Raw genomic sequence first — 22,559 nt, forward strand, 5'->3', positions numbered from 1 at the left:
AACCAATTATTATGGAAGTATAAAATCTTTCTAAAAAAAACGTAGTATTGTTGACACTCTATCAGGCACGTTGTAACATATTATCTAATGGAACAGAGCGTGATACTGGCAAAGGAGAACAATATGTTTGGCTATATCAATATTAATAAGAGTCAGTTGTCAGAAGAAGAACGAAAGGCATATCAGGCATATTACTGTGGTCTGTGCCGGAAGTTAAAGACAAACTGCGGAGTCAAGGGACAGGCTCTGTTAACCTATGATATGACTTTTCTGATTGTACTCTTAACAGGGCTTTATGAGGTAGAAGATCACAGGAAAAAGTTCACCTGTGCGATCCATCCGACAAAGAAGCAGTTAGCGTATATCAATGAGATTACAGACTATGCTGCAGACATGAATGTGGTGCTTGCCTATGAGAACTTTGGGGATGACTGGAGAGATCATCATTCGATCCCGAAGAAGGCATACATGAAGGTTCTCGATAAGGATTATCAGAGGATATATCTGAAATACCCAAGACAGGTAGAGGCAATCCAGACATATATTGAGAAGTTAGAAGAAGCAGAGGCGGCAAAGGAATACAATATTGATGCAGTTGCAGGCCTGACCGGCGAGATGCTTGGCGAGATTTTTGCATGGAAAGATGATGAATGGAAAGATGAGCTGAAATGTTTTGGCTATTATCTTGGTAAGTTCATCTATCTGATGGATGCATATGAGGACTTAGAAAAAGATACTAAGAATCATAATTTTAACGTCCTGCGTCATATGTATAAGACAGATCCGAAGAATTTTGATGCATTCTGTAAACTGATGCTGACAAGTATGTTGTCAGAATGTGCGAAGTCCTTTGAACGTCTGCCGATCATCGAACATGGGGAGATCATCCGAAATATTTTGTATTCCGGTGTCTGGACAAAATATGAATATATGCAGTTGAAGAAGAAAAAGAAACAGAATGCCGGAACAAGGAGGCATCGGAAATGATCAATCCTTACGGAGTGCTTGGAGTCAGTCCGAGTGCTACAGATGAAGAAATAAAAAAAGCATACCGCGCGTTGAGCCGGAAATATCATCCGGATGCAAATATCAACAATCCGAATAAGATGCAGGCGGAGGAAAAATTTAAAGAAGTCCAGCAGGCATACGAACAGATCATGCGGGAACGCCAGCAGGGCGGATACCGGCAGGGCGGCTATCAGAACGGAAGTTACGGACAGAACAACGGAGGTCCTTATGGCTATGGTCCGGGTGAGAATCCGTTTGGATATGGAGATTCGTGGTATGAGAACATGCGTGGCCAGTATGAGAGTCCTTATGCGGGACAGGGAAGCTGGTGTTTAAGCATGATATTGTTAAACATGCTCTGTAACTGTTGTTGTTTCAGACCATGTTAGTAAAAAGGCGTGAGTTACATTTGTAACTCACGCCTTTCGTGAATTCTTGGGTGTTTGGATTTATTTATTTTTTTCAATTTCAGCCATCTTCATAGCACGAACCTTTAATGGCAGACCAAATAAAGTGATGAATCCCTCTGCATCGTGGTGGTCATATAAATCTCCGGTTGTGAAGCTTGCTAAAGATTCACTGTAAAGGGAATATGGAGAAGTTGTTCCTGCTTTGATGATATTTCCTTTGTAAAGTTTGAACTTCACTTCACCGGTTACATATTTCTGTGTAGATTCCACGAATGCCTGAACAGCCTCACGCAGTGGTGTGAACCATTTTCCTTCGTAAACGATCTGTGCAAATTTATTGCCCATATCTTTTTTCACAGTCATAGTGTCACGGTCTAAAATCAGTTCCTCTAACTGCTGATGAGCTTCCATTAAAATGGTTCCGCCAGGAGTCTCATAAACACCACGGGATTTCATACCAACCACACGGTTTTCTACGATATCTACAATACCGATACCATGTTTTCCGCCAAGACGGTTCAGCTCGCGGATGATATCGGATACTTTCATTTCTTTTCCATTGACACTCTTAGGAACTCCGCCCTCAAAAGTCATGGTGACATATTCACCTTCATCCGGTGCTTTTTCCGGGCTTACGCCAAGAACGAGAAGGTGATCATAATTTGGCTCGTTTGCAGGATCTTCTAATTCCAGACCTTCATGGCTGATGTGCCATAAGTTACGGTCACGGCTGTAAGAAGAGTCAGCGGAGAATGGAAGGTCAATACCGTGAGCTTTGCAGTATTCAATCTCAGCTTCACGGGAATCCATATTCCACTTATCGTCACGCCATGCAGCAATAATCTTTAAATCAGGAGCAAGAGCTTTGATTCCAAGTTCAAAACGGATCTGGTCATTTCCTTTTCCGGTAGCGCCGTGGCAGATCGCAGTAGCACCTTCTTTACGGGCAACCTCTACAAGTCTTTTTGCAATACCCGGACGTGCCATGGAAGTACCGAGCAGATATTTGTTCTCATATACGGCACCTGCCTGTACACAAGGTACGATATAGTCATCACAGAATTCGTCTGTAATATCTTCTATGTATAATTTGCTTGCTCCGGATAATTTTGCTCTTTCCTCTAATCCGTCTAATTCCTCTTCCTGTCCGCAGTCGATGCAGCAGCAGATAACTTCATAATCATAATTCTCTTTTAACCACGGGATGATCGCTGTGGTGTCTAATCCGCCTGAGTAGGCTAAAACAACTTTTTCTTTCATAATCGTCGTCCTTTCTTACGTTCATTTTTGCAGTTTTCTGCACTGCAATTACTATATAATAAATGGGAGAATAATGCAAGCGAAAAAATATACATATTTTTCAAATAAAAATGCATATATACTGGAAAAAGTGCCAAATGCAATGTATAATTTTAAATCATAGCGAATAAATATACATAAAAAATGAAAAAAATGTGTAAAAACCCTTTACGAAAACCAAAAGATATACTACACTAGATACAGTTATTGAAGAAAGAAGGAAAGAGAATGATAAAAGCAGGAATTATTGGAGCAACCGGATATGCAGGAGGAGAACTGGTGCGTATCCTTTTAGGACATAAAGATGTAGAGATCAAATGGTACGGTTCAAGAAGCTATATAGATAAGAAGTATGCAGATGTTTACCGGAATATGTTTACACTGGTAGAAGATGTCTGTCTCGATGATAATATAGAAAAGTTAGCAAAAGAGGTCGATGTTATCTTTACGGCAACACCGCAGGGATTTTTAGCAGGAGTGCTGACCGAAGAGATCTTAAAACAGTGCAAAGTCATTGATCTGAGTGCCGATTACCGGATCAAAGATGTACATATTTATGAACAGTGGTATGGAATTGAGCATAAGTCCCCACAGTTCATTGAAGAAGCAGTCTATGGACTCTGTGAGATCAACAGGGAAAAGACGAAAGGCAAAAGACTGGTAGCAAATCCGGGATGTTATACGACCTGTTCGATCCTGACCGCTTATCCGCTGGTAAAGGAAGGTCTCATTGATACAACAACCCTGATCGTCGATGCAAAATCCGGTACTTCAGGAGCCGGTAGAGGAGCAAAAGTACAGAACCTGTACTGCGAGGTCAATGAAAATATCAAAGCCTATGGTGTGGCAAGCCACAGACATACGCCGGAGATCGAAGAGCAGCTAGGCTATGCGGCAGGAAAAGAGATACAGATTAATTTTACACCGCATTTAGTTCCGATGAACCGTGGCATCTTAGTGACCGAGTATGCGACCCTGAATAAAAAAGACGGAAAACTGCCAACCTACGAGGAGATCAAGGCAGTATATGATAAATATTATGGAAAAGAAAAATTTGTGCGTGTATTAGACAAAGGAGTCTGCCCGGAGACAAAATGGGTAGAGGGAAGCAATTATGTGGATGTCAACTTTGTCATTGATGAGAGAACCGGCAGGATCATTATGATGGGAGCTTTAGACAATATTGTCAAAGGTGCAGCAGGACAGGCGGTACAGAATATGAATATTTTATTTGGGCTGCCGGAGGAAACCGGTTTAGAATTAGTACCGATGTTCCCATAAAAAAGTCAGAGGATAAGAAGGTCATACCGATAAAGGAATTGAGAACAAGCAGACAGGACAAAGAAAAATGGATACATATCAAATACGGACAATGACAATTAAAGACTACGAAGAAGTATATACGCTCTGGACAACAATCCATGGATTCGGCATGCGAAGTCTGGATGATTCGAAAGAAGGAGTACAGCGTTTTTTACAGAGAAATCCTTCCACGAGTGTAGTTGCCGTTGTCAAAGAAGAAAATAAAGAAAAGATCGTAGGAGCGATCTTATGTGGGCACGACGGAAGACGCGGATGTTTTTATCATGTCTGCGTAGATGAGCAGTACCGCAAACGTGGGATTGGAAAGAGCATGGCGGTAACCTGTATGAAGGAACTGCAAAAAGAGCAGATCAACAAAGTCTGCCTGATCGCTTTTAAAAATAACGAAGTGGGAAATGTCTTTTGGAAGAGTGTCGGCTGGACATTCCGGGAAGATCTGAACTACTATGATTTTACATTAAATGAAGAAAATATTACCAGATTTAATTCATAGGAAAGAGGGGCGCAGAATGAAAGTAATAGACGGCGGCGTGACCGCACCAAAAGGATTTTTAGCAGCATCAACAGCAGCAGGCATCAAATATAAGGACCGCAGTGATATGGCAATGATCTACAGCACGGTTCCCTGTAAGGCGGCAGGAACTTTTACCACGAATGTCGTAAAAGCAGCTCCGGTCTTATATGATAAAAAAATCGTAACGGAGAGTAAGAGCGTGCAGGCAGTGGTGGTCAATGCAGGAATTGCAAATGCATGTACCGGTGCAGAAGGATTTGGCTACTGCGAAGATACGGCAAAAAAAGCGGCGGCAGAGTTAAATATTGCAGAGGATGCTGTATTAGTGGCATCTACCGGAGTGATCGGTATGCAGCTTCCAATACAGAAATTAGAATCAGGCATTGAAGTGATGGCAAAAGAACTTTCCGATACCAGAGAGGCGGCACATCAGGCAGCGTGTGCGATCATGACAACCGATACGATCTCAAAAGAAGTAGCCGTTACTTTTGAAGCAGGCGGAAAAACTGTTACGGTAGGCGGGATGTGCAAAGGCTCCGGTATGATACATCCGAATATGTGTACGATGTTAGGATTTGTCATGACCGATGCGGCGATCAGCAAAGAACTCTTACAGGAGGCACTCAGTGCCGATGTCTGTGACACTTATAACATGATCTCCGTAGATGGAGATACCTCCACAAACGATACGGTACTGCTCTTAGCAAATGGTATGGCAGAAAACCCGGAGATTACGGAAAAAAATGAAGATTACCGGAAGTTCTGTGAAGCGCTGAATTATGTGAATACGGAAATTGCAAAAATGATGGCGGGAGACGGAGAAGGTGCCACCGCATTGTTTGAAGTCAAAGTCATTGGTGCAAAGAGTAAGGAAGAAGCAAAAATATTGAGTAAATCCGTGGTATGTTCGAGTCTGACAAAAGCAGCCATTTACGGGCATGATGCAAACTGGGGCAGGATTCTTTGCGCACTTGGTTATTCCGGTGTGGAATTCGACCCGGAAAAAGTGGATTTAGTCTTTGAAAGTGCTGCAGGAAGCATTCAGATCATCAAAAACGGAATTGCCGTAGATTACAGCGAAGAAGAGGCAACCAGGATTTTATCAGAGCCGGCAGTAACAGCAATTGCCAACATGAATCAGGGCAATGCCGAGGCAACGGCGTGGGGCTGTGACTTGACTTATGATTATGTCAAGATCAATGCAGATTACCGCTCCTAACAGGTTATAAAATCAATGTAGACATAAAAGAATACTTTGAGAAAAAGCAGAAAAAGAAGCAGAAATAAGAAATCAGATAGAAAAACAGGAAAGAGGTTTTAGTCAGATGGAAGAAAAAAGCATGCAGGAAATTATGGATAAAGCGTCAGTTTTGATCGAAGCACTCCCATATATCCAACGTTTTAACCGTAAGATCATTGTTGTCAAATACGGCGGCAGTGCGATGGTAGATGAAGAATTGAAAAAAAGCGTGATACAGGATGTAACCCTGTTAAAATTAGTTGGTTTCAAACCGATCATTGTCCATGGCGGCGGTAAGGAGATCAGCAAGTGGGTTGGAAAAGTCGGCATGGAGCCGGAATTTATCAACGGACTCAGAAAGACCGATGCGGCAACGATGGAAATTGCAGAGATGGTATTGTCCAAGGTCAACAAATCCCTAGTACAGATGGTAGAGGCACTTGGTGTCAATGCGATCGGTATCAGCGGAAAAGATGGTGGACTGCTCAAGGTTGAGAAAAAATACTCAAATGGACAGGACATTGGATTTGTCGGAGAGATTACCGAGGTCAATCCAAAGATCTTACATGATCTGTTAGAGAAAGATTTTCTTCCAATCGTATGTCCGGTGGGTATGGACGATGAGTTTAACACCTATAATATCAATGCGGATGATGCGGCATGTGCGATCGCAAGAGCAGTCAATGCCGAAAAACTGGCGTTTTTAACAGATATTGAAGGCGTATATTTAGATCCAGACGATAAGAGTACCCTGATCTCAGAGCTGACCGTTTCAAAGGCAAAAGCATTGATCGAGGCAGGCAATATCGGTGGAGGCATGTTACCGAAGCTGAACAACTGTATTGATGCGATCGACAATGGCGTGTCCAGAGTACATATTTTAGACGGACGGATCGCACACTGTCTGCTGCTTGAAATCTTTACAAACAAAGGAATCGGTACAGCAATCTTAGGGGATAAGGAGACGAAATTCTACCATGAATAAAGAAGAATATATCAAAAGAGAAGAAGGAGCCATGCTCCATACATATAATCGTTTTCCGGTGGTCTTAGAAAAAGGCGAGGGAGTCTATCTCTATGATACGGATGGAAAAAAATATTTGGATTTTGCGGCAGGGATTGCGGTAGAAGCCTTAGGATATGGCAACCGGAAATATAACGATGCCTTAAAAGATCAGATTGATAAGCTGATGCATACTTCGAATCTCTATTACAATCTTCCGATCATGGAAGCCGCAGAAAAAATCTTAAAAGTATCTAAGATGGACAGAGTCTTTTTTACCAACAGCGGAACAGAGGCGATCGAGGGTGCGATCAAGGCGGCAAAAAAGTATGCTTATACCAGAGACGGCCATACGGATCATGAGATCATTGCTATGAACCATTCCTTCCATGGAAGAAGTCTTGGGGCATTGTCGGTAACCGGCAACAAACACTATCAGGAGCCGTTTGAACCGTTACTTGGCGGAATCCGTTTTGCAGATTTCAATGACTTAGAGAGTGTCAAAGCACAGCTTACCGATAAGACCTGTGCGATCTTATTCGAAACCGTGCAGGGTGAAGGCGGAATTTATCCGGCAACACAGGAATTTATGGATGGTATCGAAAAAATCTGTAAAGAGCGGGATATACTGTTGATCTTAGACGAGATCCAGTGTGGCATGGGACGTACCGGAGAAATGTTTGCATGGCAGGGCTACGGAGTGAAACCGGATATTATGACGAGTGCGAAAGCACTGGGCTGCGGTGTGCCGGTCGGAGCATTTTTAATGACAGAGCGGATAGCAGAAAAATCCTTAAAACCGGGTGACCATGGAACTACCTATGGCGGCAATCCGTTTGTCGGTGCAGCAGTTTCTACCGTGTTAGATATATTTGAGGAATTAAATCTGCCTGCCCATGTCAAAGAGATTTCTGCTTATTTAGAAGAAAAATTAGATGCACTCGTAGACAAATATGATTGCTTAACCCAAAGACGCGGTGTTGGTCTGATACAGGGAGTGGTAACTACAAAGCCGGTCGGTGAGATTACCTCAAAGGCATTAGAAGAAGGACTCATTATTATTTCAGCAGGAAGCGATGTCCTGCGGTTTGTACCGCCATTAGTGATCGAAAAAGAACATGTGGATGAAATGATCGAAAAATTAGATCATACGTTAGCAGCGTTATCGGAATAGAGTACAAAAGAGCCGATTAGAATAAAATTCCAATCAAAGTCCATACTAAGGATAATATATCTTTAGGAGGAGACTATGATTGGAATTTTTATTGCTCTGCTTTCCGGAGCATTGATGAGTATTCAGGGAGTATTCAATACGGAGGTAACGGAACGGACAAGCATCTGGGTCGCAGGAGCATTTGTACAGTTAACGGCATTGATCGTCTGTTTGGCAGCATGGGGGATCACGGACCGAAGCAGTTTTATGGAATTGAAAAACGTAGAACCGAAATATATGCTCTTAGGAGGAGCCATCGGAGCCTTCATCACGATCACCGTTATTAAAAGTATGGAAGCGTTAGGTCCTGCAAGGGCAGTAATGCTGATCGTAACAGCACAGTTACTGGTTGCCTATCTGATCGAGCTGTTTGGGATCTTTGGTGTGGATAAACAGCCGTTCCAGTGGTCAAAAGTAGTCGGAATGGCACTTGCCATTGCCGGAATACTGGTTTTTAAATGGGAATAAAAGTCTTTCAAAACAAATCCTTAAAAAAACGGAAATACTCTTGTAATAAATTTAAAATTTCGTTACAATAAAAAATAGCAGGCATAACGGACTCCTTTTTCAAAAAAAGGAGGACCAAAATGAAAAAAACAGTCATTTTCCTGTTTCTGATCTTATGCATGACAGCCGTAAACACCGGATGTCAGAAGAAACAGGAGACGGATTTTATATTAGAAAATCCCAAAGAGCATACGGATAACGAAAAGCAGACAGAAGGAAACAAAGATATAAAAGAAGGAAAAAGTGACTCTGAGAAAGAAAAGAGCACGGAAAACATCTTTGTATATGTCTGTGGAGCAGTGCAAAAACCGGGAGTCTATGAGCTTTTACCGGGACAGCGGATCTGTGATGCCATAGCGGCAGCCGGAGGACTGAGCGAACAGGCAGCAGGTGACAGCCTGAATCAGGCAGAGGTCTTAAGTGACGGACAGATGTTACGGGTACTGACAACGGAGGAAGCGGCAGCGGCAACGGTGCAGCCGGGGCAGGAGACTGCAGAGAGCAGTCGGGACGGACGCGTCGATATCAACACGGCAGATGCGTTTGCCCTGATGAGTCTGCCGGGGATCGGCCAGTCGAAAGCAGATGCGATCATCGCTTACCGGAATGAGCATGGAGCGTTCAAGGCTCCTGAGGAATTGATGAATATCAGTGGGATCAAAGAAGGAGTTTATCAGAAAATAAAGGACAGTATAAAAGTTAACTGAGGTGTAAAGATGGCAAAAAAAGTTCTTGTTGTAGATGATGAAAAGTTAATCGTAAAAGGAATCCGGTTCAGTCTTGAGCAGGACGGCATGGAGGTGGATTGTGCCTATGACGGCGAAGAAGCCTATGAAAAAGCAAAAGCAAATGCATATGATATGATCCTTTTAGATATCATGCTGCCAAAGATGAATGGATTCGAGGTCTGCCAGCAGATCCGTGAATTTTCAAGTGTTCCGATCGTAATGCTGACGGCAAAAGGTGATGATATGGATAAGATTTTAGGGCTTGAGTATGGAGCAGACGATTACATAACTAAGCCTTTTAATATCCTAGAGGTCAAGGCAAGGATCAAAGCCATTATGCGAAGAACCGGAAATGCAAAACCGAAAGAAGAGGAAAATCCTAAGATCGTAGAGAGCGGTGATCTGAAGTTAGACTGTGAGAGCCGAAGACTTTTTATCCTTGGAAAAGAGGTCAATGTGACGGCAAAGGAATTTGACCTGTTAGAACTTTTAGTCATGAATCCGAATAAAGTGTACAGCCGGGAAAATCTTTTGAATCTGGTATGGGGATATGAATATCCGGGAGATGTCCGCACGGTTGATGTACATGTCAGAAGACTTCGTGAGAAGATCGAGGCAAATCCAAGCGAGCCGAAATACGTCCACACCAAATGGGGAGTGGGATATTATTACCAGAGTTAAGGTGTAAGGTCATGAAAAAAAATAATGCATTTCAAAAATTCTTAAAAAGCATGCGATTCCGTCTGATACTGTTATGTCTGATCGTCGGAATCCTGCCGTGTCTGGTTTTGCGAGCCGGTTTTTTAAAAGCTTACGAAGACCAGGCGGCTTCTACACGCAGTATTGCGATTATCAGTCAGGCAAAGATCCTTGCAGACCAGATTGCAGCAAATGATTATATCAATAAACAGAATACGGAATCGATCACGGTACAGTTAAACCAGCTTTCGAATATCTATGACGGCAGGGTAATGCTGATCGACTCTGCATTTCGGATCGTGGCAGATACATATGGATTAGATGAGACAAAAACCATTATTTCCGAAGAAGTCGTCCAGAGTCTTTCCGGAAAAGAAATCTCAAAATATGATAAAGAGAGCCGTTATTTAGAAATGACACTGCCGATCAAAGCGGCAAACAGTACAGAAGTCATCGGTGTTATGTTAGTCAGTGTCTCTATGGACAGTGTCCTTCATGACCGTGATGCCGTGGGACGCAATGCGGCAATCCTTACGCTCATTATCGGCGTATTGATCTTAGCATTTGCCATTTTTGCATCCGGCAGACTGGTACGTCCGCTTCGCAGGATGGAGAAATCTATCCGTGATATCCAGACCGGATATGAAGAAGACGGACTGAATGTGAATACCTATACCGAGACAAAAGAGATGTCGGAGAGTTTTAACCAGTTATTCGGAAGGATGAAAACGATTGACGATTCCAGACAGGAATTCGTATCGAATGTGTCCCATGAGTTAAAGACCCCGCTGACCTCCATGAAGGTTTTAGCGGATTCCATCAATGCCATGGAGGATGCACCGGTAGAGCTTTATAAAGAGTTCATGGAAGATATCACAAATGAGATCGAGCGTGAGAATAAGATCATCACAGATCTGCTTTCTTTAGTAAAAATGGATAAGTCTGCAGCAGATTTAAATATTTCAAGCATCAACATCAATGAGATGTTAGAGCTGATTTTAAAACGTCTGCGTTCGATTGCGGAAAAGCAGAACATAGAACTGGTATTAGAGACGTTCCGTCCGGTTACGGCAGAAATCGACGAGGTAAAACTGACCCTTGCCATTACAAATCTGGTGGAAAATGCGATAAAATACAATCGTGAGAATGGCTGGGTACATGTGACTTTGAATGCAGATTATCAGTATTTCTATGTCAAAGTAGAGGATTCGGGAATTGGAATCCCGGAGGATTCCCTAGAACATATTTACGAGAGATTCTACCGGGTGGACAAGTCCCATTCGAGGGAGATCGGTGGAACAGGACTTGGACTTGCGATTACAAGAAATGCCGTGCTGATGCACCGTGGAGCTATTAAAGCATACAGTACGGAAGGCGAGGGAACCATCTTTACCGTGCGGATCCCACTCAATTATATTGCATAGGGGGCAGAAGATGAAGAAAAGATATTTGATATTTCTATTTGCAGCATTGCTTCTGCTGTTATGCGGCTGTGGATCGAAAAAAGAAGTAAAAACAGGATATCAGATTTATTATCTGAATTCAGAACAGACAAAACTCAATCCGAGGGAATACCATCCAAAGAGCAAGGATGCGGAAGGCATGGTCAAAGAATTTTTGCGGGAGCTTTCTTCAGCACCGGAGGACGTGGAATATCAGAAGCCGATCCCGAATGATGTGGAGATTACAAAGTATCGGATCGAAGGCGACCAGCTATCTGTCTGGATGGATTCGGATTACTATAATATGGATGCGGCAACGGAGGTGTTCTGCCGTGCAGCCGTGGTGCGTACCATGACGCAGATACCGGATATCTCTTGCGTTTCCTTTTTTGTGGGAGACAGTCCTTTAGTAGATTCCAAAAATAATGTAGTAGGACTGATGACTGCAGAAAGTTTTGTGGAAAATCCGGGAGAGCAGATCAATGCGATCCAGACGACGACACTGACACTGTATTTTTCTAACCGGGATGGAGATGCCTTGGTAAAAGAGACACAGACGGTCCACTACAGCAGTAATATTTCGATAGAAAAGTTAGTGATCGAGCATCTTTTAGAAAAACCGAAGAATGCAAAAGGAAAATCAGCCATTCCGTCAGGAACAAAACTGCTCAGTGTCACAACCGTAGATGGGGTATGTTATGTCAACTTTGATGCAGGCTTTACAAATCAGGATTATGAAATACAGGAACCGATCGTAATCTATTCCATTGTGGATTCCTTATCTGAACTCTCCACCGTCAGCAAGGTTCAGATTTCCGTCAATGGAAGTACCAAGGGAGTGTATCGTGACAGTTATAAGCTCGATAAGATTTATGACCGGAATCTGGATTATTTAGAAGAAAGACAAAAGGGGGAAAAGGCAAAGAGTGAATAAAAGGCCGCTTTTTTTAGCGGCTGCATTCTTTCTGCTGGGAATCTTGTCGGCGCGTCTTTGGAATGTGTGGATATTTTTGCTATCTGCGATCTTCCTTGCGTGTCATAGTTATCTTCGCTGGAAAAAGAGGGGAAGTGTGCAGGGAATCGTATATGCTGTGACATTTTCTGTGATATTTGTATTGGGAATCTGTCATATGCAAAATGCCATAAAAAGCCATCAGGCAGTGGAATCCCTGTTAGAAGATGGAGAGAAAGCAGCCGTTTGGGGAACTGTCTCAAAAAAAGAAGAGGGTGCAAAAAGTACCAAAATCTATCTGAAACATTGTTATCTTCGTGTGGAAGAGAAGCAGCTTCCATGCAGACAAATCTTAGTATATCTGAATACCGACGTATCTGTCGGAAATATCATTTATGTCAATGGAACCGTCAAAACTTTAGAACCTGCAAGGAATGAAGGAAATTTTGACGAAAAGAACTTTTATGAAAGTCAGGGAACAGACTTTAAATTCTATGGAGAGAACGTGCAGTTTATCAGTCGTGATACAGACCGGTTTGCAGAATTTCTCTATCAGAAAAAACGTGAGGTCATACAGCTTTATCAAAAAACGATGGGAGCAGAAACCGCAGGAGTGTTAAGTACCATGGTGTTAGGAGACAGACAGTTGTTAGAGCCGGAGATAAAGAGCCTTTATCAAAAGACGGGGATTTCTCATATTCTGGCGATCTCAGGTTTACATGTCTCTATCATTGGGATGGGTTTCTATAAAATGCTCCAAAAACAAAGAGTGCCGCTCTTGTTAAGGAGCACTCTATCGGCAGTGGCAATTTTGGTATTTGCCGTTTTATCAGGAGCAGGAGTTTCTACAAAACGGGCGGTGCTCATGTTCCTGTTGCTTCTTTTGGGAGGTGTTATCGGACGAAGTTATGATTCGCTGACCGGATTAGCGTTAGCAGCCATTTTTTTATTATGGGAAAATCCGTTTGTCTATGCCTATACAGGATTTATCCTTTCATTCTTAGCAGTCTTAGGTGTCGACGCGTCTGTCATTCTGTTGAAAAGCATGGACATTCAAAAGGGGATCAGAGAGCAGATATGTGTCAGCGGATGCATTCAGGCATTTACGATCCCGGTCATTGCATATTACTATTTTGAACTTCCAACATATGTCATTTTTATCAATTTACTGATACTTCCGACCACAGGCGTGGTGTTGTTCCTTGGGATATTTGGTGGTCTTTTGGGATTGCTGTATCCGGTACTTGGATTTTTGCCGTTGCAGGGTGCAAAAGGGATGTTACTGTTGTACCAGTCTCTATGTCGGCTTTTTTTGAAGTTGCCGGGAGCTGTCTGGACGACAGGAAAACCAAGGCTGCAAAGATTGATTTTTTACTATGTGGTTTTGGCTGCCATATTAACATGGCTCTGGTATGGAAAGAAACCTCAAAGAAAATTAAAAACAGAATTAAATAACAGATTAGAAAATCATAGATTAAAAAGGATTGCCTTAACGTTGTTCTATTTAGGACTACTTACATTTTCCATGCAAAAAGAAGGAAAAAGATTTCAAATTCAGGTATTAGATGTGGGACAGGGAGATGGCATTTATATAGAATCGGATGCCGGTACGGAAATTTTTGTTGATGGCGGAAGTGTGGATGTTTCGGAAGTCGGAAAATATCGGATACAGCCTTTTTTGAAATCTCATGGAGTAAAAGAGGTGGATTACTGGTTTGTCAGTCATTGTGACGCAGACCACTGTAATGGTCTGATGGAATTATTAGAGGCAGATGTTCCCATAAAACATCTCGTGTTTTCTAAATATGTTTTAAGGGATGAAGCACAGGAAGAGTTGGTGGCTCTTGCAAAGAGAAAGGGATGTCAGGTGCTTTATCTGGAGGAGGGAGAATGTTTTCGAGATGCTTCAGTCCGTATCCAAGCCATGTATCCTTCAGAAAAATCCGTGGAAGGGGAACGCAATGCAGACAGTCTGGTACTGCTCTTAGAGCATGAAGCTTTCCGAGGACTTCTGACCGGAGACATAGGGCAGGAGCAGGAGAAAAAGTTCATAGAAGCATATGGCAATATGAAAATTGACTGGTATAAGGCAGCACATCACGGTTCTAAGACATCGAACAGTAAGGAGTTTTTGGAGGTTTTACAGCCGAAACTGGCAACGATTTCCTGCGGACGGAATAATTCTTATGGTCATCCCGGAAAAGAAGCGGTAGAACATATGCAGGACGTCGGTGCAGAAATCTTTCAGACGACGGAGTGCGGACAGATTAGTATAACGCAGGAGGATGGGAAGGTCTGCGTGCGGAGGCTGCTAAAAGAAAAGGGGGTTTTAGGAGAAACTGATGAAAAGAAATAGTGAAGTAGTGCAGGATGATGAAGGAAAACGCATTGTAGTAATCCATAATATACAATTCAAAGGGCGGCAGAATATCGACTGGGATAGTGTAGAGAATTATATCAGACGGTATATAGGACAATTTGTAGAGATTATGGACACAGGGGATATCGTATATTTGGGGAAGGATTTAGCAGACGAATATTCGGGTTCAAAATATACAGAAAAATTGAAGGGGGGTTTTGCAAAAGCGAAAGCAAATGCAGCCCAAGGATTGCCAGAAATGATTAGAATTGCTACTAATTTAAGAAAGCAGAAGAATCTGGCAAAAAAGCATTGCTTTGACGCACGATATGGATGGTACCGATGTGACACAAGATTTGCATTGCCGGTATATGCAGAGGAAGGGAGAGTAGGCAGATACAATGTATATCGGGCAGAGCTGATTATTCGTCATGCGGCTGACCATAAGCTGTATTTGTACGACATTATAAACATAAAAAAAGAAACGAGTACCCCGCTTGAGCAATAGGCTGTACGGTTAAAAACTCATTTCTTCTTATCATAGAATATAGGAAAGTGCGGGAATTGTCAAGAAGCATTATTATTTTCCAAAGGCTGGCTTGAAGCACCCTCCTCCTTTGTGTTAGAATACCCATATGAAAAGCATTGATGAGGATATAAAGACAGGACAATTTCAAAACGTTTATCTGCTCTATGGGGAAGAGGCTTATCTGAAACGCCAGTACAAGGAGAAGCTGTTAAAAGCCATGGTAACGCAGGGTGATACCATGAATTTTTCGGCATATGAGGGAAAAGATATTGTGCAGGGCGAATTGATTGACTTAGCAGAGACACTGCCTTTTTTTGCAGAGCGCAGGGTTATTTTAGTGGAGGACAGTGGCTTTTTTAAAAATTCCGCCGAAGAACTTGCAGCCTATATCCCGGAAGTGGCGGAAAGCACCTGTTTTATTTTTGTGGAATCCGAAGTAGACAAGCGAAATAAGCTCTATAAACAGGTCAAAAAATCAGGCAGGATCGTCTGCTTTGAAAGACAGAATGATGAGATACTGATGCGCTGGGTCGGTGGCAGACTGAAAAAAGAAGGAAAAGCAATGACCAGGGCGGCATATCAGCGTTTCATTACCAAAACCGGAAATGACATGGAAAATATCGACCGGGAGTTAGAAAAATTGATCTGTTACTGCATGGATCGTGAGACGATTGAAGAGGAACAGGTAGAAGCCATCTGCGTAGAGCAGACGGAAAACAAAATATTTGAGATGATCAATGCCATTTCAGAAAAAAGACAGAAGCAGGCATTAGACCTTTATTATGACCTGCTGACCTTAAAAGAACCACCGATGAGGATTCTGTTTTTGATCCTGCGACAGTTCCAGAAGCTGATGCTGATCAAAGAATTGAGCGGGCAGGGAGCAGACAGCCGTACCATTGCATCAAAGGCGGGAATGCCGGAATTTGCAGTCAGAAAAAACCAGAGGATGGCAGGCAATTTTACGATGCAGCAGATACGGGAAGCCATAGAAGACGGCGTGGAATTTGAAGAGAGTGTGAAGTCCGGAAGAATGAATGACAGGATTGCAGTGGAACTTTTGATCGTCAAATGCAGTCAATAAAAACCTATAAAACCGATGGGAAATAGAAGTTTTTTACAAAAAATGTAAAAAAATACTGGTAATTGTAAAAAGTATGTGATATAATGTATAAAAATGCAAGGGAGCATGAAATGATGCCACCCTTGTATTTTTTTATAAAAATATTAAGGAGGAAAGAAAATGAAAAGAGCAAAAGCATTTGTCGCTGTTCTTGCAGCAACAACAATGGTGCTGGGTCTTGTTGGATGTGGCAGTTCTTCTGATAAAGCAGATACTTCAAAATCAGAAAGCAAATCAGAATCTTCTTCATCTTCAGACCTGAATGTAATGCTTGAAACCCCTGTAGAATCACTGGATCCACAGCAGGCAACCGATGGTACTTCTTTCGAGGTAATTGCTGATTATACAGATGGTCTCATGCAGATGGACAAAGATGGAAAGGCAGTATGGGCAATCGCAGAGAGCTGTGATGTGTCAGAGGATGGACTTACTTATACCTTCCATTTACGCGATGCAAAATGGAGTAATGGAGATGCTGTAACAGCAGCAGACTTCGTATTTGGATGGCAGAGAGCAGTAGATCCTGATGTTGCTTCTGAATATTCATACATGTTAAGTGATATCGGCCAGGTAAAAAATGCAGCAGAGATTATCGCCGGTGAAAAGGATAAGAGCGAATTAGGAGTCAAAGCGGTAGATGATAAGACACTTGAGGTAAGCTTAAATGTACCTGTAAGTTATTTTGAGTCACTGATGTACTTCCCGACATTCTATCCTGTAAATGAAAAATTCTTTGAGTCTTGTGGTGATACTTTTGCAACAAGCCCGGAGACAACACTTTCTAATGGTGCTTTCGTGTTAGACTCTTATGAGCCGGCAGCAACAGCATTCCATTTAACAAAGAATGAAGATTACTGGGATACAGACCGTGTTTCCCTTTCAGGATTAAACTATCAGGTAATCCAGGATTCACAGCAGGCATTAATGAGCTACCAGAGCGGTGACTTAGATACAACTCTTGTAAACGGTGAGCAGGTGGATCAGGTAAAAGATGATCCTGAATTCCAGAGCATCGGTGCAGGTTACTTATGGTATGTAACATCTAACATCAAAGATGTAAAAGAGCTTGCAAACTTAAATGTGCGTAAAGCAATGACCATGGCAATTGACCGTGAGACGGTTACAAAAGATGTATTAAAAGATGGTTCTGCACCAACTTATACAGCAGTACCACCGCAGTTCGCAACAGGTCCGGATGGTTCCGACTATTCCAAAGACCAGGAGAAATACAGCGATGTATGCAAATATGATGCAAAAGCTGCAGCAGATTACTGGGAAAAAGGTTTAGAGGAATTAGGCGTGAAAGAGGTTGAGTTAGACATGGTAGTAGATGCAGATGATGCACCACAGAAAGTTGCTCAGGTATTAAAAGAGCAGTGGGAAAAAGCACTTCCTGGTCTTACCGTAAACCTTGTGGTAGAGCCTAAGAAACAGAGAGTAGAAGACTTACAGAATGGTAACTTCGAGCTTGGTCTTACACGTTGGGGACCGGACTACGCAGATCCTATGACATACTTAGGAATGTGGGTTACAGACAACTCCAACAACTATGGTATGTGGAGCAATGCTGACTATGATGCGATCATCACAGAATGTACAACCGGTGACCTTTGCACAGATGCAGAAGGACGTTGGGCAAAACTCTATGAAGCAGAGAAGATTGCAATGGATGATGTTGTCATTATGCCATTATATACACAGTGTAATGCAGAGATGGTATCCTCTAAGGTAGAGGGAATCGAATTCCATCCGGTAGCACTGAACCGTGTTTATAAAGACACTGTAAAGAAATAAAAAAATGAGACATCCATACCGGGGTGTTATGAGCTGCACTGAGGTCAGACTTGGTGCAGCTATTTCCTATCAATATGGAGGATGAAAACGTGAAAAAATATACTCTGAAGAGAGTCATTACAGCACTCTTTACGCTTTTGGCGATTCTGCTGGTGTTGTTCGTACTGATGCAGTTGATGCCGGGTTCTCCGTTTAACGATGAAAAGTTAAATGACAGCCAGAGGGCGGCACTTTATGCAAAATATGGATTAGATCAACCGGTGGTCGTTCAGTTTTTCCGATATGTCGGAAATATGCTGAGGGGAGATTTTGGAGTTAGCTATAATATTTCTAAAAATACACCAATCTCGCAGTTGATTCAGACAAGACTTCCTATCTCCATTCTTATCGGAGGATTTGCAGTATTGATTGGTGCAGTTTTAGGATTACTGTTAGGATTACTTGCAGCCTTAAAGCACAATACAATCTGGGATTCTATCGCAACGATCATTTCGGTTATCGGAGTATCCGTGCCGTCCTATGTGTTTGCGCTGGCACTCAGCTATTCTTTAGGATTTAAATTAAAATGGTTCCCAATGCTGTTTAACATACAGGATGTGATGGGATCGAGCGTCCTGCCAAGTATTTCGCTGTCCATGTTTACCATGGCATCGATCGCACGTTTTACGCGAAGTGAGATGTTAGAAGTATTAGGCAGTGATTATATGCTTTTAGCAGAGAGTAAAGGTATTTCAGGAGCTTCCCTGATCTTTCGGCATGCATTGCGAAATGCGCTGATCCCGATCATTACGGTATTAGCTCCGCTGATCGTAGATCTGATGACCGGTTCTTTGGTAGTAGAGAAAATCTTTGCCATTCCGGGAGTCGGAAGTCTTTTAGTTACTGCGATCCAGTCAAACGATTATAATGTTGTCATATCATTGAGCTTTGTATATTCTGCAATGTACATTATCATTATGCTGGTAGTGGATATTCTCTATGGAATCATTGATCCGCGAATCAGACTTGCGAAGGATGGTGATTAAGATGAGAGAAAAAGAAACCTGTATGGAAACCGTGACGGCGGCATATGTGCCGACTGATGAGGATTTCCGTTTAAAAAGCAATGCCGGAGAGATTGGCATTGATACGAACTTTGCTTCACAGAATTTCTGGAAAGATGTATTGATCCGTTTTTTTAAGAAAAAAAGTGCAGTCATCGGACTGATCTTTATCGTGCTGATCACCGTAATGGTCATTATCGGACCGGGAATGACACCGTATACTTACTCAGAGCAGAACCTGAGCCAGAAGAATTTAGCACCGCGTGTCGCTTCTTTGGAAAAACTGGGCATTTTTGATGGAAGTGAAAGTATCAGTACCACCAGCGGAAGCAAAAAGATGAACTACTATGTAGAAAAAGGACTTGATAACGTCTATTACTGGTTCGGAAGTGATAACTTCGGACGTGATATCTGGACCCGTACCTGGTCAGGAGCAAAAGTATCTCTGATCATTGCTGTGGCAGCTGCTTTGATCGATATGATCATCGGTATGAGCTATGGTCTGATCTCAGGATATTTTGGTGGAAAAGTCGATATGGTGATGCAGAGAATTTTGGAAATTGCCAACGGTATTCCGCGACTGGTAATTGTAACGTTATTACTGTTAGTATTAAAACCGGGTATGCTGACGATCATTTTTGCACTGATGCTGACGGAGTGGGTCGGCATGAGCAGGATTGCAAGGGCAGAGATGTTAAAGCTGAAAGAGCAGGAGTTTGTTTTAGCATCAAGAACACTTGGTGCGGGAAGTTTCTTTATTATATTCAAAGAAATCCTGCCAAACATTATCGGACCGATCATTACACAGGTAATGTTCTCGATACCGACTGCTATTTTTACAGAGGCATTCTTAAGTTTCGTAGGACTTGGAATTCCGGTACCGCAATGTTCCTTAGGTTCATTGATCTCAGAGGGATTCAACAGCTTTACAACGCATTCTTACCAGATCATCCCGCCGATCATCGTTATGGCACTCTTAATGTTGAGCTTTAACCTTGTGGCAGATGGATTAAGAGAAGCGTTAGACCCGAAAATGAAGGAAATGTGAGGTACGAGAACATGTCTGAAAACAAAGAAAAGATTCTTGCGATATCCGATCTTGATATTACCTTCAAGACCACCGCAGGACCGGTACATGCTATCCGGGGAATTAATATTGACCTTTATAAAGGGGAAACCGTTGCTATCGTAGGAGAGTCCGGTTCCGGAAAATCCGTCACCATGAAAGCTGCAATGGGAATTCTTGCCTCCAACGCAGAGGTAAACGGAGGAAAGATCGAATTCAGTTATCATCATGCGGATGGTACACCGAAGACCGTAGATATTTTACAAAAAGATAAAAAATGGATCCGAAGACATATCAATGGGAAACGGATCGCCATGGTATTTCAGGACCCGATGACAAGTTTAGACCCTACCATGACCATTGGAAAACAGATTATGGAGGGAATGATCTGGCATTTTAAAACACCAAAGAAAGAAGCCTGGGACAGAGCAGTACATCTTCTTGAAGAGGTAGGAATTACGGATGCAGAAAAACGAATGAAAAATTATCCGCATCAGCTTTCCGGCGGTATGAGACAGAGAGTAGTTATTGCGATCGCACTTGCCTGCAATCCGGATCTGCTGATCTGTGATGAGCCGACAACGGCATTAGACGTTACGATTCAGGCAAAGATCATCGAGCTGATCCGCAAGGTACAAAGAGAAAGAGGAATCTCTGTTATCTATATCACACATGATTTGGGCGTGGTTGCAAAAGTAGCTGATTATGTAAATGTCATGTATGCAGGAAAAATCGTGGAAAAAGGAAAAATTAATGAAATTTTCTACGATCCGCGTCATCCATATACCTGGGGCTTATTGTCTGCAATGCCGGATTTAGATACCGATGATGACAGACTCTATACGATCCCTGGTTCACCGCCAAATCTTCTTCGCGAAAAACCGGGCGATGCTTTTGCACCGCGTAACCAGTATGCGTTAGAGATTGATGATAAGTTAGAGCCGCCAATGTTCCGGATCACGGATACACATTATGTGGCAACCTGGCTGTTAGACCCAAGAGCACCGAAGGTAGAGATGCCGGAGGAATTAAGGGTAAGGATCGAAAGAATGAAGAAGGAGGCGGAAGAATATGAAGATTGATGAAAATACAACACCGCTTCTTACGGTAGATCATCTGAAACAGTATTTTAAGGTAAGCGGCAGCTTTACCGTCAAAGCCGTGGAAGATGTCAGCTTTAAGATTTATCCGGGCGAAACCTACGGATTAGTAGGCGAATCCGGTTCCGGAAAATCCACAATAGGACGAAGCATTATCCGTCTGTATGATCCGACCGCAGGAGAAATCCAATTCAACGGTTTAGATATCAGTGGAAAGATGAGTAAGTCAGACAGCCAGACACTCCGCACGCAGATGCAGATGATCTTTCAGGACCCAATGGCTTCTTTGAATCCGCGAAAAAAAGTAGAAGATATCATCGGAGAAGGTCTTGATATCCATCATAAATGCAAAAATAAAGAAGAGCGGGATGAGATGGTCAAAGCAATTTTAGCAAAAGTAGGTCTTGCACCGGAGCATGCGACCCGTTATCCGCACCAGTTTTCCGGTGGACAGAGACAGAGGATCGGAATTGCAAGAGCCCTGATCATGAATCCGAAGCTGATCATTGCAGATGAATGTATTTCTGCACTGGATGTATCCATTCAGGCACAGGTAGTCAACCTGATGAAGGATATCCAGCAGGAAACAGGCACAGCCTACCTGTTCATTGCTCACGATCTGTCTATGGTAAAATATATCTCGGATCGTATCGGAGTTCTGCACTTAGGACATTTGCTGGAGACAGGAACCACGGATGAAATTTTTGAAAATCCGATCCATCCATATACGAAAAGCCTGCTTTCAGCGATCCCGACACCGAATCCCATCGTAGAAAAGACAAGATCAGCAGAAAGCTATGACTATGCAACGTCCGGAATTGATTATACACTTGGAACGGAGCATCATGTTGGAGGTACACATTATGTGAAGTGTACGGACGAAGAGTTTGCGAAGTGGAATGTGTAATATCTTATAAATAGGAAAAGGACAGTCACACCAGATTGAATTTTGATGAGAGTTGGGTGTGGCTGTTTTTTGTTGGAGTGTAAAACTCAGGGGGGACAGAATTTGATAAAGAAGCATTGCAAAATAATTTAAAAGAAATTCCATTAGGATACGAATTGGCGGAGATAGATTCAGATATGAATTTGATTATGAATATGTTGCTTACAAAGTTGACAGTGAAGCAAACACTATTAGAGGATAGAGATAAACAACTCGGTATTTGGAGAGAATGGACTATTTATTTTTGGGTGAATTATGACG

At 42.5% G+C, this 22,559-nt stretch carries 21 protein-coding genes; 20 read left to right on the forward strand and 1 reads right to left on the reverse strand.

Translation table 11 applies throughout. From position 1 onward, the window contains the following. The first annotated feature begins 123 nt into the window (after window positions 1–123). Both WMO43_RS00655 and WMO43_RS00660 read left to right on the forward strand, forming a co-directional pair. Window positions 124–987: a DUF5685 family protein gene (locus WMO43_RS00655; RefSeq protein ID WP_353529365.1), complete on the forward strand. Its 864-nt coding sequence runs from the start codon at window positions 124–126 to the stop codon at window positions 985–987. Next, window positions 984–1,397, forward strand: coding sequence for a J domain-containing protein (locus tag WMO43_RS00660; RefSeq protein WP_353529366.1), 414 nt, complete (start codon window positions 984–986; stop codon window positions 1,395–1,397). Before WMO43_RS00655 ends, WMO43_RS00660 begins: the two co-directional genes overlap by 4 nt. A gap of 60 nt (window positions 1,398–1,457) precedes the next feature. Here WMO43_RS00660 and WMO43_RS00665 read toward each other — a convergent pair whose 3' ends face one another. Beyond that, window positions 1,458–2,678, reverse strand: a complete 1,221-nt coding sequence (locus WMO43_RS00665; protein ID WP_353529367.1) for an argininosuccinate synthase — start codon at window positions 2,676–2,678, stop codon at window positions 1,458–1,460. A gap of 267 nt (window positions 2,679–2,945) precedes the next feature. Here WMO43_RS00665 and argC point away from each other — a divergent pair, with 267 nt between their 5' ends. From argC to WMO43_RS00755, 18 genes are all read left to right on the forward strand, one after another. Next, entirely contained in the window at window positions 2,946–3,998 is a 1,053-nt protein-coding gene (argC, locus tag WMO43_RS00670; protein WP_177962501.1) for an N-acetyl-gamma-glutamyl-phosphate reductase, read from the forward strand. Between the two features lie 67 nt (window positions 3,999–4,065). After that, the gene (locus WMO43_RS00675) at window positions 4,066–4,533 is read left to right on the forward strand and encodes a GNAT family N-acetyltransferase (protein ID WP_353529368.1); all 468 of its coding nucleotides are present in this window, start codon (window positions 4,066–4,068) and stop codon (window positions 4,531–4,533) included. 16 nt (window positions 4,534–4,549) lie between these two features. Further along, window positions 4,550–5,773, forward strand: coding sequence for a bifunctional glutamate N-acetyltransferase/amino-acid acetyltransferase ArgJ (argJ, locus tag WMO43_RS00680; RefSeq protein WP_353529370.1), 1,224 nt, complete (start codon window positions 4,550–4,552; stop codon window positions 5,771–5,773). 106 nt (window positions 5,774–5,879) lie between these two features. Then, window positions 5,880–6,779: an acetylglutamate kinase gene (gene argB / locus WMO43_RS00685; RefSeq protein ID WP_177962499.1), complete on the forward strand. Its 900-nt coding sequence runs from the start codon at window positions 5,880–5,882 to the stop codon at window positions 6,777–6,779. Beyond that, the gene (locus tag WMO43_RS00690; RefSeq protein WP_177962498.1) at window positions 6,772–7,971 is read left to right on the forward strand and encodes an aspartate aminotransferase family protein; all 1,200 of its coding nucleotides are present in this window, start codon (window positions 6,772–6,774) and stop codon (window positions 7,969–7,971) included. Before argB ends, WMO43_RS00690 begins: the two co-directional genes overlap by 8 nt. 75 nt (window positions 7,972–8,046) lie before the next feature. Then, the gene (locus WMO43_RS00695) at window positions 8,047–8,478 is read left to right on the forward strand and encodes a DMT family transporter (protein ID WP_177962497.1); all 432 of its coding nucleotides are present in this window, start codon (window positions 8,047–8,049) and stop codon (window positions 8,476–8,478) included. Between the two features lie 119 nt (window positions 8,479–8,597). After that, window positions 8,598–9,224, forward strand: coding sequence for a helix-hairpin-helix domain-containing protein (locus WMO43_RS00700; protein ID WP_353529372.1), 627 nt, complete (start codon window positions 8,598–8,600; stop codon window positions 9,222–9,224). A 9-nt stretch (window positions 9,225–9,233) separates the two neighbouring features. After that, window positions 9,234–9,926, forward strand: a complete 693-nt coding sequence (locus WMO43_RS00705; RefSeq protein WP_177963706.1) for a response regulator transcription factor — start codon at window positions 9,234–9,236, stop codon at window positions 9,924–9,926. Between the two features lie 11 nt (window positions 9,927–9,937). After that, on the forward strand, window positions 9,938–11,368 hold the full coding sequence (locus WMO43_RS00710; RefSeq protein ID WP_353529373.1) for a sensor histidine kinase: 1,431 nt from the start codon (window positions 9,938–9,940) through the stop codon (window positions 11,366–11,368). A 10-nt stretch (window positions 11,369–11,378) separates the two neighbouring features. Beyond that, entirely contained in the window at window positions 11,379–12,320 is a 942-nt protein-coding gene (locus WMO43_RS00715; RefSeq protein WP_353529375.1) for a GerMN domain-containing protein, read from the forward strand. Between the two features lie 64 nt (window positions 12,321–12,384). Beyond that, on the forward strand, window positions 12,385–14,694 hold the full coding sequence (locus tag WMO43_RS00720; protein ID WP_353529582.1) for a DNA internalization-related competence protein ComEC/Rec2: 2,310 nt from the start codon (window positions 12,385–12,387) through the stop codon (window positions 14,692–14,694). Next, window positions 14,681–15,205: a hypothetical protein gene (locus WMO43_RS00725; RefSeq protein ID WP_353529377.1), complete on the forward strand. Its 525-nt coding sequence runs from the start codon at window positions 14,681–14,683 to the stop codon at window positions 15,203–15,205. The genes WMO43_RS00720 and WMO43_RS00725 overlap by 14 nt, the downstream gene beginning before the upstream one ends. A 127-nt stretch (window positions 15,206–15,332) precedes the next feature. Next, window positions 15,333–16,310 carry a DNA polymerase III subunit delta gene (gene holA, locus WMO43_RS00730; RefSeq protein ID WP_353529379.1) on the forward strand — a complete coding sequence of 326 codons (978 nt, stop codon included), beginning with the start codon at window positions 15,333–15,335 and terminating at the stop codon, window positions 16,308–16,310. Between the two features lie 159 nt (window positions 16,311–16,469). Continuing rightward, a complete protein-coding gene (locus WMO43_RS00735; RefSeq protein WP_353529381.1) occupies window positions 16,470–18,143 on the forward strand; it encodes a peptide ABC transporter substrate-binding protein in 1,674 nt (557 codons plus the stop codon). Window positions 18,144–18,232: 89 nt separating this feature from the next. After that, complete coding sequence (locus WMO43_RS00740) at window positions 18,233–19,168, forward strand: ABC transporter permease (RefSeq protein WP_177963712.1); 936 nt, start codon at window positions 18,233–18,235, stop codon at window positions 19,166–19,168. Between the two features lies 1 nt (window position 19,169). Next, on the forward strand, window positions 19,170–20,234 hold the full coding sequence (locus WMO43_RS00745; protein WP_177963713.1) for an ABC transporter permease: 1,065 nt from the start codon (window positions 19,170–19,172) through the stop codon (window positions 20,232–20,234). 11 nt (window positions 20,235–20,245) lie between these two features. Next, window positions 20,246–21,334, forward strand: a complete 1,089-nt coding sequence (locus tag WMO43_RS00750; RefSeq protein WP_353529382.1) for an ABC transporter ATP-binding protein — start codon at window positions 20,246–20,248, stop codon at window positions 21,332–21,334. Then, the gene (locus tag WMO43_RS00755) at window positions 21,324–22,259 is read left to right on the forward strand and encodes an ABC transporter ATP-binding protein (RefSeq protein WP_353529383.1); all 936 of its coding nucleotides are present in this window, start codon (window positions 21,324–21,326) and stop codon (window positions 22,257–22,259) included. The genes WMO43_RS00750 and WMO43_RS00755 overlap by 11 nt, the downstream gene beginning before the upstream one ends. Window positions 22,260–22,559: the final 300 nt, after the last annotated feature.

This window comes from Maccoyibacter intestinihominis (assembly GCF_040096355.1).
Taxonomy (GTDB): Bacteria; Bacillota; Clostridia; order Lachnospirales; family Lachnospiraceae; genus Maccoyibacter; species Maccoyibacter intestinihominis.

What these genes read in the sequence shown, in the direction of transcription:
- WMO43_RS00655 (WP_353529365.1), top strand. Translation starts at nt 124, where the DNA reads ATGTTTGGCTATATCAATATTAATAAGAGTCAGTTGTCAGAAGAAGAA.
- WMO43_RS00660 (WP_353529366.1), top strand. Translation starts at nt 984, where the DNA reads ATGATCAATCCTTACGGAGTGCTTGGAGTCAGTCCGAGTGCTACAGAT.
- WMO43_RS00665 (WP_353529367.1), bottom strand. Translation starts at nt 2,678, where the DNA reads ATGAAAGAAAAAGTTGTTTTAGCCTACTCAGGCGGATTAGACACCACA.
- argC (WP_177962501.1), top strand. Translation starts at nt 2,946, where the DNA reads ATGATAAAAGCAGGAATTATTGGAGCAACCGGATATGCAGGAGGAGAA.
- WMO43_RS00675 (WP_353529368.1), top strand. Translation starts at nt 4,066, where the DNA reads ATGGATACATATCAAATACGGACAATGACAATTAAAGACTACGAAGAA.
- argJ (WP_353529370.1), top strand. Translation starts at nt 4,550, where the DNA reads ATGAAAGTAATAGACGGCGGCGTGACCGCACCAAAAGGATTTTTAGCA.
- argB (WP_177962499.1), top strand. Translation starts at nt 5,880, where the DNA reads ATGGAAGAAAAAAGCATGCAGGAAATTATGGATAAAGCGTCAGTTTTG.
- WMO43_RS00690 (WP_177962498.1), top strand. Translation starts at nt 6,772, where the DNA reads ATGAATAAAGAAGAATATATCAAAAGAGAAGAAGGAGCCATGCTCCAT.
- WMO43_RS00695 (WP_177962497.1), top strand. Translation starts at nt 8,047, where the DNA reads ATGATTGGAATTTTTATTGCTCTGCTTTCCGGAGCATTGATGAGTATT.
- WMO43_RS00700 (WP_353529372.1), top strand. Translation starts at nt 8,598, where the DNA reads ATGAAAAAAACAGTCATTTTCCTGTTTCTGATCTTATGCATGACAGCC.
- WMO43_RS00705 (WP_177963706.1), top strand. Translation starts at nt 9,234, where the DNA reads ATGGCAAAAAAAGTTCTTGTTGTAGATGATGAAAAGTTAATCGTAAAA.
- WMO43_RS00710 (WP_353529373.1), top strand. Translation starts at nt 9,938, where the DNA reads ATGAAAAAAAATAATGCATTTCAAAAATTCTTAAAAAGCATGCGATTC.
- WMO43_RS00715 (WP_353529375.1), top strand. Translation starts at nt 11,379, where the DNA reads ATGAAGAAAAGATATTTGATATTTCTATTTGCAGCATTGCTTCTGCTG.
- WMO43_RS00725 (WP_353529377.1), top strand. Translation starts at nt 14,681, where the DNA reads ATGAAAAGAAATAGTGAAGTAGTGCAGGATGATGAAGGAAAACGCATT.
- holA (WP_353529379.1), top strand. Translation starts at nt 15,333, where the DNA reads ATGAAAAGCATTGATGAGGATATAAAGACAGGACAATTTCAAAACGTT.
- WMO43_RS00735 (WP_353529381.1), top strand. Translation starts at nt 16,470, where the DNA reads ATGAAAAGAGCAAAAGCATTTGTCGCTGTTCTTGCAGCAACAACAATG.
- WMO43_RS00745 (WP_177963713.1), top strand. Translation starts at nt 19,170, where the DNA reads ATGAGAGAAAAAGAAACCTGTATGGAAACCGTGACGGCGGCATATGTG.
- WMO43_RS00750 (WP_353529382.1), top strand. Translation starts at nt 20,246, where the DNA reads ATGTCTGAAAACAAAGAAAAGATTCTTGCGATATCCGATCTTGATATT.
- WMO43_RS00755 (WP_353529383.1), top strand. Translation starts at nt 21,324, where the DNA reads ATGAAGATTGATGAAAATACAACACCGCTTCTTACGGTAGATCATCTG.